This is a genomic window from Paracraurococcus ruber, assembly GCF_004353985.1.
In the GTDB taxonomy this organism is placed as follows: Bacteria; Pseudomonadota; Alphaproteobacteria; order Acetobacterales; family Acetobacteraceae; genus Paracraurococcus; species Paracraurococcus ruber.
In genome coordinates this window covers 16,617-30,241 of record NZ_SMOA01000007.1, presented here as the reverse complement: position 1 = coordinate 30,241, position 13,625 = coordinate 16,617, and the positions used below count along the sequence as shown (strand labels likewise).

The 13,625-nt window shown below is 73.0% G+C and carries 14 protein-coding genes and 1 tRNA gene; 10 read left to right on the top strand and 5 right to left on the bottom strand.

All coding sequences use genetic code 11. The features are described from left to right. Positions 1 to 12 precede the first annotated feature (12 nt). The 3 genes from E2C05_RS03305 to E2C05_RS03295 all read right to left on the bottom strand — a co-directional run bounded on the left by E2C05_RS03305 (position 13) and on the right by E2C05_RS03295 (position 3,158). Positions 13 to 519: a DUF2059 domain-containing protein gene (locus tag E2C05_RS03305; protein ID WP_133218177.1), complete on the bottom strand. Its 507-nt coding sequence runs from the start codon at positions 517 to 519 to the stop codon at positions 13 to 15. Then, positions 516 to 1,964, bottom strand: coding sequence for an NAD(P)-dependent oxidoreductase (locus tag E2C05_RS03300; RefSeq protein WP_133218176.1), 1,449 nt, complete (start codon positions 1,962 to 1,964; stop codon positions 516 to 518). The genes E2C05_RS03305 and E2C05_RS03300 overlap by 4 nt, the downstream gene beginning before the upstream one ends. 237 nt (positions 1,965 to 2,201) lie before the next feature. After that, positions 2,202 to 3,158, bottom strand: a complete 957-nt coding sequence (locus E2C05_RS03295) for a complex I NDUFA9 subunit family protein (RefSeq protein ID WP_133218175.1) — start codon at positions 3,156 to 3,158, stop codon at positions 2,202 to 2,204. A gap of 208 nt (positions 3,159 to 3,366) precedes the next feature. On the opposite strand from E2C05_RS03295, the gene E2C05_RS03290 reads away from it, so the two are divergent. The 8 genes from E2C05_RS03290 to E2C05_RS03255 all read left to right on the top strand — a co-directional run bounded on the left by E2C05_RS03290 (position 3,367) and on the right by E2C05_RS03255 (position 10,990). Then, positions 3,367 to 3,453: transfer RNA gene (locus tag E2C05_RS03290), tRNA-Leu, on the top strand. A gap of 62 nt (positions 3,454 to 3,515) precedes the next feature. Then, a complete protein-coding gene (locus E2C05_RS03285) occupies positions 3,516 to 4,187 on the top strand; it encodes a ribonuclease D (protein WP_133218174.1) in 672 nt (223 codons plus the stop codon). 279 nt (positions 4,188 to 4,466) lie between these two features. Next, positions 4,467 to 5,093, top strand: a complete 627-nt coding sequence (lptC, locus tag E2C05_RS03280) for an LPS export ABC transporter periplasmic protein LptC (protein ID WP_133218173.1) — start codon at positions 4,467 to 4,469, stop codon at positions 5,091 to 5,093. After that, the gene (locus E2C05_RS03275; protein ID WP_133218172.1) at positions 5,090 to 6,085 is read left to right on the top strand and encodes an LptA/OstA family protein; all 996 of its coding nucleotides are present in this window, start codon (positions 5,090 to 5,092) and stop codon (positions 6,083 to 6,085) included. The genes lptC and E2C05_RS03275 overlap by 4 nt, the downstream gene beginning before the upstream one ends. Positions 6,086 to 6,105: 20 nt before the next feature. Then, complete coding sequence (gene lptB / locus E2C05_RS03270; RefSeq protein ID WP_133218171.1) at positions 6,106 to 6,849, top strand: LPS export ABC transporter ATP-binding protein; 744 nt, start codon at positions 6,106 to 6,108, stop codon at positions 6,847 to 6,849. Positions 6,850 to 6,930: 81 nt separating this feature from the next. Then, positions 6,931 to 8,412 (top strand): RNA polymerase factor sigma-54, encoded by a 1,482-nt coding sequence (rpoN, locus tag E2C05_RS03265; protein WP_133218170.1) that lies wholly within the window; start codon positions 6,931 to 6,933, stop codon positions 8,410 to 8,412. A 144-nt stretch (positions 8,413 to 8,556) separates the two neighbouring features. Next, positions 8,557 to 9,156 carry a ribosome hibernation-promoting factor, HPF/YfiA family gene (gene hpf, locus E2C05_RS03260; protein ID WP_133218169.1) on the top strand — a complete coding sequence of 200 codons (600 nt, stop codon included), beginning with the start codon at positions 8,557 to 8,559 and terminating at the stop codon, positions 9,154 to 9,156. Positions 9,157 to 9,610: 454 nt separating this feature from the next. Then, positions 9,611 to 10,990, top strand: a complete 1,380-nt coding sequence (locus E2C05_RS03255) for an amidohydrolase family protein (protein WP_158291918.1) — start codon at positions 9,611 to 9,613, stop codon at positions 10,988 to 10,990. A 94-nt stretch (positions 10,991 to 11,084) separates the two neighbouring features. On the opposite strand, the gene E2C05_RS03250 is transcribed toward E2C05_RS03255, so the two are convergent. Continuing rightward, a complete protein-coding gene (locus E2C05_RS03250; RefSeq protein ID WP_133218167.1) occupies positions 11,085 to 11,324 on the bottom strand; it encodes a DUF1150 family protein in 240 nt (79 codons plus the stop codon). A gap of 127 nt (positions 11,325 to 11,451) precedes the next feature. Then, positions 11,452 to 11,937 (bottom strand): Hsp20 family protein, encoded by a 486-nt coding sequence (locus E2C05_RS03245; protein WP_133218166.1) that lies wholly within the window; start codon positions 11,935 to 11,937, stop codon positions 11,452 to 11,454. Between the two features lie 124 nt (positions 11,938 to 12,061). Between E2C05_RS03245 and def the strand changes: the two genes are divergently transcribed. Continuing rightward, positions 12,062 to 12,589, top strand: a complete 528-nt coding sequence (def, locus tag E2C05_RS03240; RefSeq protein WP_133218165.1) for a peptide deformylase — start codon at positions 12,062 to 12,064, stop codon at positions 12,587 to 12,589. Positions 12,590 to 12,617: 28 nt separating this feature from the next. Further along, complete coding sequence (fmt, locus tag E2C05_RS03235; protein ID WP_133218164.1) at positions 12,618 to 13,523, top strand: methionyl-tRNA formyltransferase; 906 nt, start codon at positions 12,618 to 12,620, stop codon at positions 13,521 to 13,523. Positions 13,524 to 13,625 lie beyond the last annotated feature (102 nt).

Here is a 13,625-nt window from a genome sequence, read left to right as displayed (position 1 = left end):
CGGGGGCGGGGGTCAGAGGGCGAGGCCGCGGGCGCGCAGCGCCTCGCGGTGCTTGGCGAAGGCGTCCTGGGCGATGCGGACGCCCCAGGCCTGGCCGAAGCGCAGGCTCTCGGCGAAGACCTCGGGCATGATGGTCTGCAGCTTGGCGCCCAGCGGCGTGGCGTAGAAGGCGGCCAGGTCGCGCAGCTCGGGCACGCTCAGCCGGCCGGCATAGATCGCCACCGTCGCCTCCACCACCTCGCCGCTATGGGCGAGGACTTCCGGCATGATGTACTGGTCCACCAGCTCGGCGACCTGCGGCTCGGCCAGGGTGCCGGCGCGCTGGCGCAGGCCGGCGATCATGCTGGCGCGCGTCCGCAGCAGCATGGTCTCCACCTGCTTGCGCACGCCGATGGTCTCGACCAGCGCCCGGGCGGCGGCCAGGCTTTCCGCCCGCGCCGGCTCGGGCGCGGTGTCCTGCGCCGCCGCCGGCCCGGCCAGCGCGGCGCCGAGCAGCAGGAGGGGAAGCAGCCGCCTCATTCGGCGGCCACGGCCAGCGTCCGGCCGGCCTTCGCCTTCACATAGGCATCGATCTGGTCGGCCGCGTCGCGCCCGTCCCGGATCGCCCAGACCACCAGCGACGCGCCGCGGACGATGTCGCCGCCGGCGAAGACGCCGGGCAGGTCCGTCATCATGGTGCGGTGGTGCACCTTCAGCGTCCCCCAGCGGGTCACCGGCAGGGCGGGCTCGTCGAAGGCCTTCGGCAGGTCCTCCGGGTCGAAGCCCAGCGCCTTGATGACCATGTCGGCCGGCAGGGTGAAGGCGCTGCCCGGGATGGGCGCCACCTGCTGCCGCCCGGTCGCGTCCGGCAGCCCGAGATGCATGCGCACCGCCCGCACGCCGCTGACCTTCCCGTCGCCCATGAAGGCCTCGGGCGCCGCCAGCCATTCGAAGGTGACGCCCTCCTCCTCGGCGTTCTTCACCTCCCGCATCGACCCCGGCATGTTCGCCTTGTCCCGCCGGTAGAGGCAGGTGACGGCGGTCGCGCCCTGGCGCACCGCGGTGCGGACGCAGTCCATGGCGGTGTCGCCGCCGCCCACCACGACCACCCGCTTGCCCTTGGCGTTGAGGGCGCCGGAGGCGAATTCCGGCACCGCATCGCCCAGGTTGTCGCGGTTGGAGGCGGTGAGGTAGTCGAGCGAGGGGACGATCCCCTGGAGCCCGCTGCCGACGCAGTCGATGTCGCGCGCCTTGTAGACGCCGGTGGCGATGAACACCGCGTCGTGCCGTTCCCGCAGCGCGGCCAGCGTCACGTCGCGGCCGATGGCGCTGTTCAGGTGGAAATGGATGCCGCCGGCCTCGAACTGCTTCCAGCGGCGCAGCACCACCTCCTTCTCCAGCTTGAAGTTGGGGATGCCGTAGATCATCAGGCCGCCGACGCGGTCGTGCCGGTCATAGACATGCACCTGGTAGCCGCGCAACCGCAGCTTCTCCGCCGCCGCCAGGCCGGCCGGGCCGGCGCCGATGATGCCGACGCTGTAGGGCAGTTCGCTGCGCGGGGTGGGCGGCTGGACCCAGCCCTTCTCCCAGGCGGTGTCGGTGATGTACCGTTCGACGGCGCCGATGGTGACGCTCTCGAACCCCTTCTCGATGACGCAATTGCCTTCGCACAGCCGGTCCTGCGGGCAGATGCGGCCGCAGATCTCGGGGAAGGTGTTGGTGGCGGCGGAGACCTCATAGGCCTCCTCCAGCCGTCCCTCGGCGGTCAGCTTCAGCCAGTCCGGGATGTTGTTGTTCAGCGGGCAGTGCACGGAACAGAATGGCACGCCGCACTGGCTGCAGCGGCTGGCCTGCTGCGCCGCGGCGCCGGTGTCGAACTGGTCGTAGTGGTAGATCTCGCCGAAGTCGGACCGGCGGGCCGCGACGTCGCGCTTTTCCGGCTGTGCCTGGGAGAGGCGCACGAATTGCAGCATCCGGTCGGCCATGGCGGCGATCCTCGTCGGGGGCGGGTCGAAGGCGCGCACGGTGGGCAGCGCCGCCGCAGGGCAAGCGCATCCCGCCGCCCACGCCGGGCGTTGTGCGCAGCAATACGCAGTCGCGAAGCCCGGCGCGAGTCTTTTCTCGCCGTTATGGCAGCAAAGCTGTCCTTATTTCGACGCTCGCCCGACAACCCTTCAGAAGATGGCAAGCTTCCGCGCGACGATAGGTCCGATCCGGGCCCTTCAGGCCGCGATGGGGCGACGCCCACCGCCCGGGCGGAAGCGCGCGAGGTAGCCGGGCACCACCGCCTCCACCGATTTCGGCGCGATGCCCAGTTCCGCCAGCCCCGGCATCCCCGGCGCCACCAGGTTGTCGCGCTGCAGCATCAGCAGCTGGTCGCGGGTCAGGGGCGGGTTCGGCAACAGCTCGGACAACCGGGCCTGCAGCCGCACCAGCCCCGCCGGCATGTCCAGCATCGGCCGGCGATGGCCCGTGGTCTCCAGGATGAAGCGGAGCAGCTCGCGGAAGCTCCAGACCCGCGGCCCGCCCAGCTCGAAGGTCTTCCCCAGCGCATCCTCGCGGGTCGCGGCGGCGATGACCGCATCCGCCACGTCGCCGACATAGACCGGCTGGAAGCGCGTCGCCCCCTCCACCACCGGCATGACGGGCAGCAAGCGGGCCATGCCGGCGAAGCGGTTGAAGAACTGGTCCTCCGGCCCGAAGACGATCGAAGGCCGCAGGATCGCCGCCTGCGGGAAGGCGGCGCGCACCGCCGCCTCGCCCTCTCCCTTGGTCCGGCCGTACTGGCTGGGGCTGGCCGGGTCGGCGCCGATCGCCGAGACATGGACCAGCCGCTCCACCCCCGCCTCGGCCGCCAGGCGGGCGACGGTCCCGGCGCCTTCCGCCTGCAGCCGGCGGAAATCGCCCGGCTTCCGCTCATGGAGGATGCCGACCAGGTTCACCGCCAGGTCGGCGCCGGCGACGGCGCGGGCGACCGCGCCCGCATCGGCGACGCTGGCCGCCAGCGGCACGATCTGCCCGACGCGGCCCTGGGTCAGCAAGAAGCGGGCGGCATCGGGATGGCCGACCGCCACCCGCACCACGTAGTCGAGGCTGGCCAGCCGCTGCACCACGTAGCGGCCGATGAAGCCGGAACCCCCGAAGACCGTGGCGACCTTGCGAACCGTGCTTCCGCGCATGCTGTGGGGGCTCCAGGGCTGGACTGGCGGCGGACCATATGGTGGCGGTCCCGCAGCGCCAAGCCGCGCCGCCTGCGGCAGTTCCCGCCGGCCGGCGCGACGTCGCGCGGCGGCGCGAAAATCCGGCCAGTCGCCGCTTGACGCACCCCGGCCACGGGCTCTATTCCCGCGCTCCCGGCGGAGGCAACCCGTCGGCTCCGCACCCTGTGCCCAGGTGGTGGAATTGGTAGACGCGCTGGCTTCAGGTGCCAGTGACCGCAAGGTCGTGAAGGTTCGAGTCCTTTCCTGGGCACCATCTCCCCCGCGCCCCGCGGGGGCCTGCCGGAACCGGCCCCGCTGACCCCGCCTTCCGGCCCCGTGCGAACCACCCTCTTCGCCCGCGGCGCCCCTGCACGGAGCCCTGCGGTGATCCATCTCCATCGGCATGACCTGCCCGACGGCCTCGACCTCGGCCCGATCGTTGCGATCGACACCGAGACGATGGGGCTGAACCCGCATCGCGACCGGCTCTGCCTGGTGCAGCTTTCCGCCGGCGACGGCGACGCGCATCTGGTGCAGATCGTCCCGACCGCCATGGGGGGGCGCGGCGCCGATTGCCCGAACCTCAAGCGGCTGCTGCAGGACCCGGCCGTCACCAAGCTGTTCCATTTCGCCCGCTTCGACTGCGCCGCGCTGCACCTGCATCTCGGCGTCACCGTCGCGCCGGTGGTCTGCACCAAGGTCGCCTCCAAGCTGGTCCGCACCTTCACCGACCGGCACGGGCTGAAGGACCTGCTGAAGGAGTTGCTGGGGGTGGAGATCTCCAAGCAGCAGCAGAGCAGCGACTGGGGCGCGCCGGACCTGTCCGCGGAGCAGATGGCCTATGCGGCGTCGGACGTGCTGCACCTGCATGCGCTCTGGGCCCGCCTGGAAGGGCTGCTGGCGCGGGAGGGCAGGCTGGAACTGGCGCGGGACTGCTTCCGCTTCCTGCCGGCGCGCGGGGCGCTCGACCTGCTCGGCTATGCCGATCCCGACATCCTGTCGCATTGAGGCAGCGGGCGGATGGTCCTGGATCGAACCGGCCGGCGACCGGTTCGGCCACACCTTGGCATGATTCTTGTCTGACGCCCGGCCGGACGCGTTGACCCCCGGGCGGCAGCGGCCCATACATCCCGGCGTGCACCGCTTCCCGCATCCTTCGATCCCCCGGCCGATGGGTTGGCCTCGGCCCGGCGACGGCTCCGTCCGGCCTGGGGCCCGCCCTTGAAGCAGGACCGTTCGCCGATCCGCCCAGCCCCCGCGCGTGCCGCGCCGGCGGACCGGGCGATGATGCCGGCACCGTCCCGCAGCCGGCGCGCGCCCACCAGCGGGCAGCTGGCCCGGCGGCGCTTCCTGGTCGCCTGGGCCAAGCGCCTGCTGCCGGTGCTCGCCCTCGCCCTCCTCTCGGCCGTGGTGTTCTGGCCGGAGATCGAGGGGAACGAGGAGCGATCCCGCGTGTCCTTCCGCCGGACCATCCAGCCGGTGGCGGAGGCGCTGCGGGTGGTGAACCCGCGCTACCAGGGCGTCGACGAGCTGAACCGCCCCTTCACCATCACCGCCCGGGCCGGCCAGCAGGAAGGCGCGGCGGAGATCCTGAACCTCGAGGAGCCGCGCGGCGACATCCTCCTGCAGGACGGGGCCTGGATCTATATCCAGTCCCGGACCGGCCGCTACGACAAGGCCGCCGGCCGGCTCGACCTGGCCGGCCAGGTCACGATCTACCACGACAACGGGACCATGTTCGTGACCGAGACCGCCGAGGTGCTGCTGAACGAGGGCACGGCCAGCGGGGATTCCCCGGTGGCCGCGCAGGGCGGCTTCGGCACGCTGACCGCCCAGGGCTTCCGCCTGCGCGACCGCGGCGCCGTGCTGATCTTCACCGGCCAGTCGCATGCGGTGCTGGAGGGCGGGCGATGACCCGGCGCGGCCGCCTCCTCCTCGGCCTGCTGGCGCTGGCCGGCCCGGCCGCGGCGCAGGGCATCGACCTGTCGCAGGGCGGGCCGGTGGACCTGACGGCGCAGGACGGCATCGAATGGCGCCAGGCGGAGCAGGTGGTGATCGCCCGCGGCAATGCCCGCGCCGTGCGTGCCGGCGTGACGGTGGATGCGGACCGGCTGCTCGCCCGCTATCGCCCGGCCGGCGGCCGCGGCGCCGCGTCCCCCACCCAGCCCGCCGCCGCCCCGGCCGATGCCAGCCCGGGCGGCAGCAACGAGATCTGGCGGCTGGAGGCGGAGGGCCGCGTCACCATCCGCACCGCCACCGACACCGCGAAGGGCGACCGCGCGGTCTATGACGTGGACCAGGCGGTGATGGTGCTGACCGGCCGCGACCTGTCGCTGACCACCCCGCAGCAGGTCATCACCGCCCGGGACAGCCTGGAATACTGGTCGCAGCGGCGGATGGCGGTGGCGCGCGGCGGGGCGCTGGTGGTGGAGCCGGCGGAGAACCGCCGCATCCGGGCCGATACGCTGGTCGCCTATTTCCTCGAAGGGCCGGGGACGCCGAACGCCCCGCCGCAGCCCCGCCCGGTGGCCGCCCCGGGGGAGCGGGAGCCGCCCGGCGCCGGCCGCATGGACCGGGTCGAGGCCTACGGCAATGTGGAGATCCGCACCCCGACCGAGGTCGTGCGCGGCGATCGCGGCGTCTACAGCGCCCAGACCGGCATGGCCCGGCTGCTGGGGGAGGTGCGCATCACCCGCGGCGACAACCAGGTCAACGGCCGGGAGGCCATCGTGAACATGCGCACGGGCGTCGCCAGGCTGGTCTCCGCCCCGGGCGCCCGCGTGCAGGGGCTGATCGTGCCGCAGCAGGAAGGCCAGCCTGGCCAGGGCCAGCCCCCGGGACAGGGGCAGGGGCAAGGCCAGCCCCAGCCGGCGCCCGGCGCCGGCGGCGTGAGGATCGGCCGGTGAACGAGGCCTTTCCCGCCCCGATGCTGCGCGCCGTCCCGGGCGAGGGCGGGCTGGCCGCGCACGGCCTCGGCAAGCGCTACCGCAAGCGGCCGGTGGTGCGGAACGTCTCGATCAACCTGAAGCGGGGCGAGGCGGTGGGGCTGCTCGGCCCCAATGGCGCCGGCAAGACCACCACCTTCTACATGATCACCGGCCTGGTGCAGCCGGATGAGGGACAGGTGGTCATGGACGGCCATGACGTCACCCGCCTGCCGATGTACCGCCGCGCCCGCCTCGGCCTCGGCTACCTGCCGCAGGAGGCGTCGATCTTCCGCGGCCTGTCGGTGGAGGACAACATCCGCGCCGCGCTGGAGGTGGTGGAGCCGGTGCGCGACCGGCGGGAGCAGATGCTGGACGCGCTGCTGGCCGAATTCGGCATCGCCCATCTCCGCCGCGCCCCGGCCCTGGCGCTGTCGGGCGGGGAGCGGCGGCGCTGCGAGATCGCCCGGGCGCTCGCCACTCACCCTTCCTACATCCTTCTCGACGAACCTCTGGCCGGCATCGACCCGATCGCGGTCGGGGAGATCCGGGACCTCGTGAAGCACCTGAAGGACCGTGGGATCGGCGTGCTGATCACCGACCACAATGTGCGCGAGACGCTGGAGATCATCGACCGCGCCTACATCCTGCATGACGGGCAGGTGCTGATGGAAGGCGCGCCGCGCGACATCGTGGCGCATGAGGGCGTGCGGCGGGTCTATCTGGGCGAGCGGTTCAGCCTATGACCAGGGATGGAGGCACCGGGGGCGCCCACACCGCCCGGTGCGCCGCGATAGTGTGGCGCATCGGCACCCGGCGGTAGGCCCGTGACCCTCGCTCCACGTCTCGATCTCAGGCAGTCCCAGTCGCTGGTGATGACGCCGCAATTGCGGCAGGCCATCAAGCTGCTGCAGTCGAGCAACATGGAGGTCACCGCCTTCGTCGAGGAGGAGCTTGAGCGCAACCCGCTGCTGGAGCGGGACGAGCGGGCGACGCCCGGGCCGGATGACGGCCACCGGGTGGACCCGCTGCCGGCGGCGCCCGACCTGCCGGATGCGCATGCGGCGGCGGTGTCGGATGCGCTGCCGACCGACGGCGCCGCGCCGCTCGATGCCGACTGGGACAATGTCTATGACGGCGGCGGCTATGAATCGCCCTATGGCCGCGGCGGCCGCGCCGACTTCGCCGAGGATCTCTCGGGCGTCGAGGACCTGGCCGCCGGCGGCCGGTCCCTGCGGGAGCAGCTGGGCGAGCAGGTGCGGCTGGGCTTCAGCGACCTGCGCGACCGGCTGATCGCGGCGCAGATGGTCGCGCTGGTCGATCCGGCCGGGCGGCTGGCGGTGGAGGATTCGGTCATCGCCCAGGCGATGGGCTGCGAGGTGGCGCGGGTCGCCGCCGTGCGCGCCCGGCTGCAGCGCTTCGAGCCGGTGGGGATGTTCTGCCGCACCCTGGCGGAATGCCTGGCGGTGCAGCTGGCCGAGCAGAACCGGCTGGACCCGGCGATGCAGGCCCTGCTCGACAACCTCGACCTGCTGGCGCGGCGCGACCGGGCCGGGCTGATGCAGGTCTGCGGCGTCGATGCAGAAGACCTGACGGAGATGATCGCCGAGCTGAAGCGCCTGGACCCGAAGCCGGGCGCGAGCTTCGACATGCCGCCGGCGCCCGCCGTGGTGCCGGACGTGCTGATGCGCCGGGCCGAGGATGGCGGCTGGATCCTGGAGCTGAACCCGGAGACCATGCCGCGCGTGCTGGTCAACCGCGGCTTCTACGCCCGCTGCCAGGTCGGCGCCCGCAGCAAGGACGACAAGGTTTTCCTGGCCGAGCGCCTGCAGAGCGCCAACTGGCTGCTGAAGAGCCTGGAGCAGCGCGCCAGCACCATCATCAAGGTGGCGCAGGAGATCGTGCGCCGGCAGGACGCCTTCTTCCGCCATGGCGTCGAGCATCTGCGCCCGCTCATCCTCCGCGACATCGCCGAGGAGGTGCAGATGCACGAGAGCACGGTGAGCCGCGTCACCGCCAACAAGTACATCGCGACGCCGCGCGGCACCTTCGAGCTCAAGTATTTCTTCACCACCGCCATCTCCGGCACCCATGGCGGGGAGCAGCACAGCGCCGAGGCGGTGCGCTGGCGGATCAAGGCGATGATCGCGGCCGAGGACCCGGAGGCCGTGCTGTCCGACGATGCGATCGTCGAGCGGCTGCGCGCGGAAGGCGTGGACATCGCCCGCCGAACCGTGGCCAAATACCGGGAGGCGCTGCGCATCCCATCTTCCGTGCAGCGCAAGAGGGAGAAGGCCGTCCCGGCCTGATCCTGCCGGCCGGCGGCCGGGCCACCCGCGTCGCCGGACGGCATGCATACGGGGCGCGATGGTCCAAGTTGCGAACCATCCGCGTCGCCGCTTGCCCCGCCGGGCGTCCCTTTCCCGCCCCAGGGAGAAGGAGGGTTCGCCCCCATGCATGTCACCGTCGCCGGCAAGCAGGTCGAGACCGGGGAAGCGCTGCAGACCCATGTCCGCGAAGGCCTCGCCGCCATCACGCGCAAGTATTTCGACCATGCGCTGGAAGCGAACGTCACCTTCCGCCGCGACGTGAAGGGCAAGGCCGGCGCCTTCGCCTGCGACATCAACCTCAAGGCCGGCCGCAACCTGTTCATGCGGGGCGAAGGCGAAGGCGCCGATGCGCACCGCGCCTTCGAGGTGGCGGCGGAGCATGTGGCGAAGCGCCTGCGCCGCTACCGCCGCCGGGTGAACGACCATGCGCGCAGCATGGCGGAGCCGCGCGAGGCCGAGGCGGAGACGGCCACGCAATACGTGCTGCAGCACGAGGAGGAGACAGAGGACCTGCCGGCCGAGGCGGCCAAGCCGGACCACGGCGTGGTGGTGGCCGAGCAGCCGACCGAGATCGCCCGGCTGACGGTGGGGGAGGCGGTGATGCGCCTCGACCTCACGCATCAGCCGGTGCTGATGTTCCGCAACAGCGGCTCCGGCGCGCTGAACGTGGTGTACCGGCGGCCGGATGGCTGCATCGGCTGGATCGACGCGCCGGCGGCATAGCCGCCGACGTCGCGGCACCGGGCGCGCTGTGCCGCGCCGGGATTGCCTTGTTGGTCGGTCCCGGCCCTCGCAGGCCGGCTTCCCGCAGCGCGCGCCGCGGCGGTTGGGCAGGGCCCGGCACCGATGCCGATCACGCGCGATGCCGGTGCGTAGGGTTGGCGTGGCGCCTGCGCGCCAAACCCGATGATCATGCCGGTCAGCATCCATGCTGGCCGGCATGCGACCCGGACGCGGGCATCCTGGATCCTGCGGCCGGGCAGCACGCGCGCAGGCCGGCGCGGTGCCCCGCGGGTCTGGCGGCTGCACCGGCGGCGAGACGCCATCCCGGTCGGCATCCATGCTGGCCGGGATGACCCGCCCCTGCCGGCAACGGGCACCGGGGCGCGTCCCGGCCGAAAGCTTGCCTGCGGCGGCATCGCCTGCTCCCATCCGCGCAGCGGCGCGGGAGGGCAGCATGACCATCCTCATCCAGGGCACCACCATCGTCACCGCCGACGATGCCGATGCGGTGCTGCACGACGCCGCCATCGCCATCGAGGATGGCCGCATCGCCGCGCTCGGCCCCACGGCAGACCTGCGCGCCCGCTTCCCCCAGGCCGAGGCCATCGACGGGCGCGACCGCGCCGTGCTGCCGGGCTTCGCCAATCTGCACACCCATCTCGGCATGACTCTGGCGCGCGGCGTCTTCGAGGATCTCTCGCCGCCGCACAGGCCGCCCTTCTGCGGCGGCCTGTCGCCCCTGCCCCTGCCCGCCCTGTCGGCGGAGGAGCATGTGGTGATGTGCCAGCTCGGCGCGCTGGAGGCGATCCGCAGCGGCACCACCGCCCTGCTGGAGGATGGCGCCGACCTCGCCCGCCACGCCCCCGCCATGGCGGCGACCGGCCTGCGCATGCTGCTGACCGAACGGGCCTGGGACCGGACCGGCGCCGATATCGGCGATCCCTCCCCCTTCGCGGCGTCCGAGGCGCTGGCCGAGCGCAGCCTGGGCCGCATCGCGGCGCTGCACGCCGCCTGGGACGGCAAGGCGGAGGGGCGCATCCGCGTCGGCGTCTCCGCCTGGGCGCCGGACATGTGCTCACCCGGGCTGCTGCGCCGCCTGGCCGACCTGCGCGATCGGCTGGACGCCCCCGCCACCATCCACCTGAACCAGATCTGGGGTGAGGTGGCGGCGGTGCAGGCGCATCGCGGGATGCTGCCCACCGAATACCTGGCCGAGAGCGGCTTCCTGCACCACCGGCTGATCTGCGCCCATTGTCGCTGCATGGCGGCGGTGGAGGAGAAAATCCTCGGCCGGGCCGGCGCGCAGGTGTCCTTCAACCCGGCCATCGCCGCCCGCCGCGGCCTGTCGCCGCGCATTTCGGTGCTGCAGGCGGCGGGCTGCCGGATCGGGATCGGCACCGACAACATGGCGGAGGACATGGTGGAGGCGATGCGCACCGGCCTCTTCATGGAGCGCATCCGGCGGGAGGATGGCCGCGACCCGGCGCCGGAGGAGGCGCTGCGCTGGGCCACGCGCAACGGCTACGCCGCCATGGGCATGCCGGATGGCGGCTGGCTGGCGCCCGGCAACAAGGCCGACCTGATCCTGGTGCGGACGGACCGGGCCCATCTGGTGCCGCGGCTGCGCATCGTCTCGGCCTTCGTCCACCAGGGCCAGGCCGGCGACGTGGACGGCGTGATGGTGGACGGGCGCTGGGTGATGCGGGACGGCCGGGTGCTGACCATGGACGAGCCGGCGATCATCGGCGCGGCCGACCGGATCGCCCGCGCCGCCTGGTCACGGCTCTTTGCCGAGCGGCCGGACCTGCCGCGGCCGGCCGGCTTCGCGCCCTGACCGGCGGCGCCAGCCACGGGATCCCCCCCGGCCGGTCGGGGCGGCAGGTTGGGGCGGCGTTCCGCCCCCCTCCCGCTACCCGCCCTGCCCGGTCTCAGTGCACGCGGACCGGGGCCATCTCGTGCTGCAGGATGGCGGCGATCGCCAGGTCGGCAGTCGGGGCGGCGCCGATCGGCGTGCCGTCCGCGGCATGGATCGCCATGGCATGCACCCCGTTCACCACCACGGGGCGGATATAGGCGATCTGTTCCACGCCGAAGCGGGCCCAGTCGGCGGCCGGCATGGCCCTCTCGGGCCCCTGGGTGGCAGTGTGGGCGGAATTGCTGTTCTTCATCGCTCAAGTCTCCTTCCGGCATGGCCGAAGCCCATGCGGTCTGGAGCCACGGAGAGAACCAAGCGCCGTATGGGCCGCCGGGTTCGCCCCGCCGCTCCGGCTTGTTCGGGGCACCCTGCGGGGCGGGTCATTCCCCCCGCGCGGCACGCCCATCCACAACGGACCGTGCGGCCCCGTTGACCTTGGCCGAGGCCGGCGTGGCATGGCCGCCGCCGATCGGGATGGTCTTCACCCGCACCTCCGGCTGCGGCCGCCGGAGATCCACGTGCAGGAGGCCGTTGTCGAGCCAGGCCCCCTCCACCTCGATCCCCTCGGCCAGCACGAAGGCGCGCTGGAATTGCCGGGCCGCGATCCCCCGGTGCAGGAAGATGCGGCCGTCGCTGTCGTCCTTCTGCCGGCCGCGGATCACCAGCTGGTTGTCCTCCTGCGTGATCTGCAGGTCGTCCATCGCGAAGCCGGCGACGGCCAGGGTGATGCGCAGCCGTGCCTCGGCCGTCTGCTCGATGTTGTAGGGGGGGTAGCCGTCGGCATTCTTGGCGACTCGGTCGAGCATCTGCTCGAGATGGTCGAAGCCGAGGAAGAGCGGCGAACCGAAGACCGACGGGCGTGACATGACGAGCCTCCCCAGAACGGAGCGAAGCGGGCGGCCAGGCCCGAAGCACCCGGCCACGCTGGAGAGGTTGTCGCCGGACGCGGCCGTTGCAAGGGGGTCACGCAGGGGCTACCTCCGGCCCGCCATGTCCGATGCCGAGACGCTGCCCATCCTCCTCGTGCCCGATGCCCGGCTGCGGCAGAAAGCCCGCCCGGTCGGCCCGGGGGACGCGGACGCGGTCCGGGCCCTCGCCCCGCGCATGCTGGACGCGATGTACAAGGCCCCGGGCATCGGCCTGGCGGCGCCGCAGGTCGGCAGCCTGCTGCGGATGTTCGTCGTCGACCTCCAGAAGGAGGAGGCGCGGGACCCGATGGTGCTGGTGAACCCGGAGATCGTCGCGGTCTCGGAGGAACTGGCGGTGCGGGAGGAGGGCTGCCTTTCCCTGCCCGGCCAGTATGCCGATGTCACCCGCCCCGCCCGCGTGAAGGTGCGGTACCAGGACCTGACCGGCGCGCGGAAGGAGATCGAGGCCGACGGCCTCCTCGCCACCTGCCTGCAGCACGAATACGACCACCTCGATGGCGTGCTCTTCGTGGACCACATCAGCGCGCTGAAGCGCAACATGCTGCTGCGCAAGCTGGCCAAGGAACTGAAGGCGAAGGCCCGGGCGTGAGCGGCGGGCGGGGCTAGGGACCGGCGGCATGCGCCTCGCCTTCATGGGCAGCCCGGATTTCGCCGTGCCCGCACTGCGTGCCCTGCATGCGGCGGGGCACGAGATCGCCATGGTCTATTGCCAGCCGCCCCGCCCCGCTGGCCGCGGCCAGAAGGAAACGCCCTGCCCGGTGCACAAGGCGGCGCTGGCGCTCGGCCTGCCGGTCCGGACGCCGGCACGGCTGCGCAAGGACGCGGCGGAGCATGCCGCCTTCGCCGATCTCGGCCTGGATGCGGCGGTGGTCGCGGCCTACGGCCTGATCCTGCCGGCGCCGATGCTGGCGGCGCCGCGGCTGGGGTGCCTGAACATCCATGCCTCGCTGCTGCCGCGCTGGCGCGGCGCGGCGCCAATCCAGGCCGCCATCCTCGCCGGCGATGCCGAGAGCGGGGTGACCATCATGCAGATGGAAGAAGGGCTGGACACCGGCCCCATGCTGCTGGCGGGCCAGGTGCCGATCGGCCCGCGCATGACGACGCCGGAACTGCACGATGCGCTCGCCGCGCTTGGCGCCAAGCTGATCCTGCGCGCCCTGGAAGCGGCGCCCATCCCGGTCCCGCAGCCGGAGGCCGGCGTCACCTATGCCGCCAAGCTGGCCAAGGAGGATGGACGGCTGGACTGGTCGCAGGATGCCGCCGCGCTGGACCGCCGGGTGCGCGCCCTCAATCCCTGGCCCGGCACCTATCTCCTCCATGCCGGCGAGGCGATCCGGGTGCTGGCGGCCGAGCCGGCCGAGGGCGCCGGCGCACCCGGAACGGTGCTCGACGCCGCGCCCGCCATCGCCTGCGGCTCCGGCGCGCTGCGCCTGCTGCGGCTGCAGCGCCCCGGGCGTGGCGCGCTGCCGGCGGCCGATGTCCTGCGCGGCTTCCCGCTGCCCCCGGGCACCGTGCTGGGATGACGCCGCGCCGCCGTCCGGTGCCCGCCGCCGCGCCGGGTGGCGCCCCGGCGACCGGAGGCAGGCTGGCGGCCGGCCGATGCAGGCCTTCGCGCCGGGCGGCGC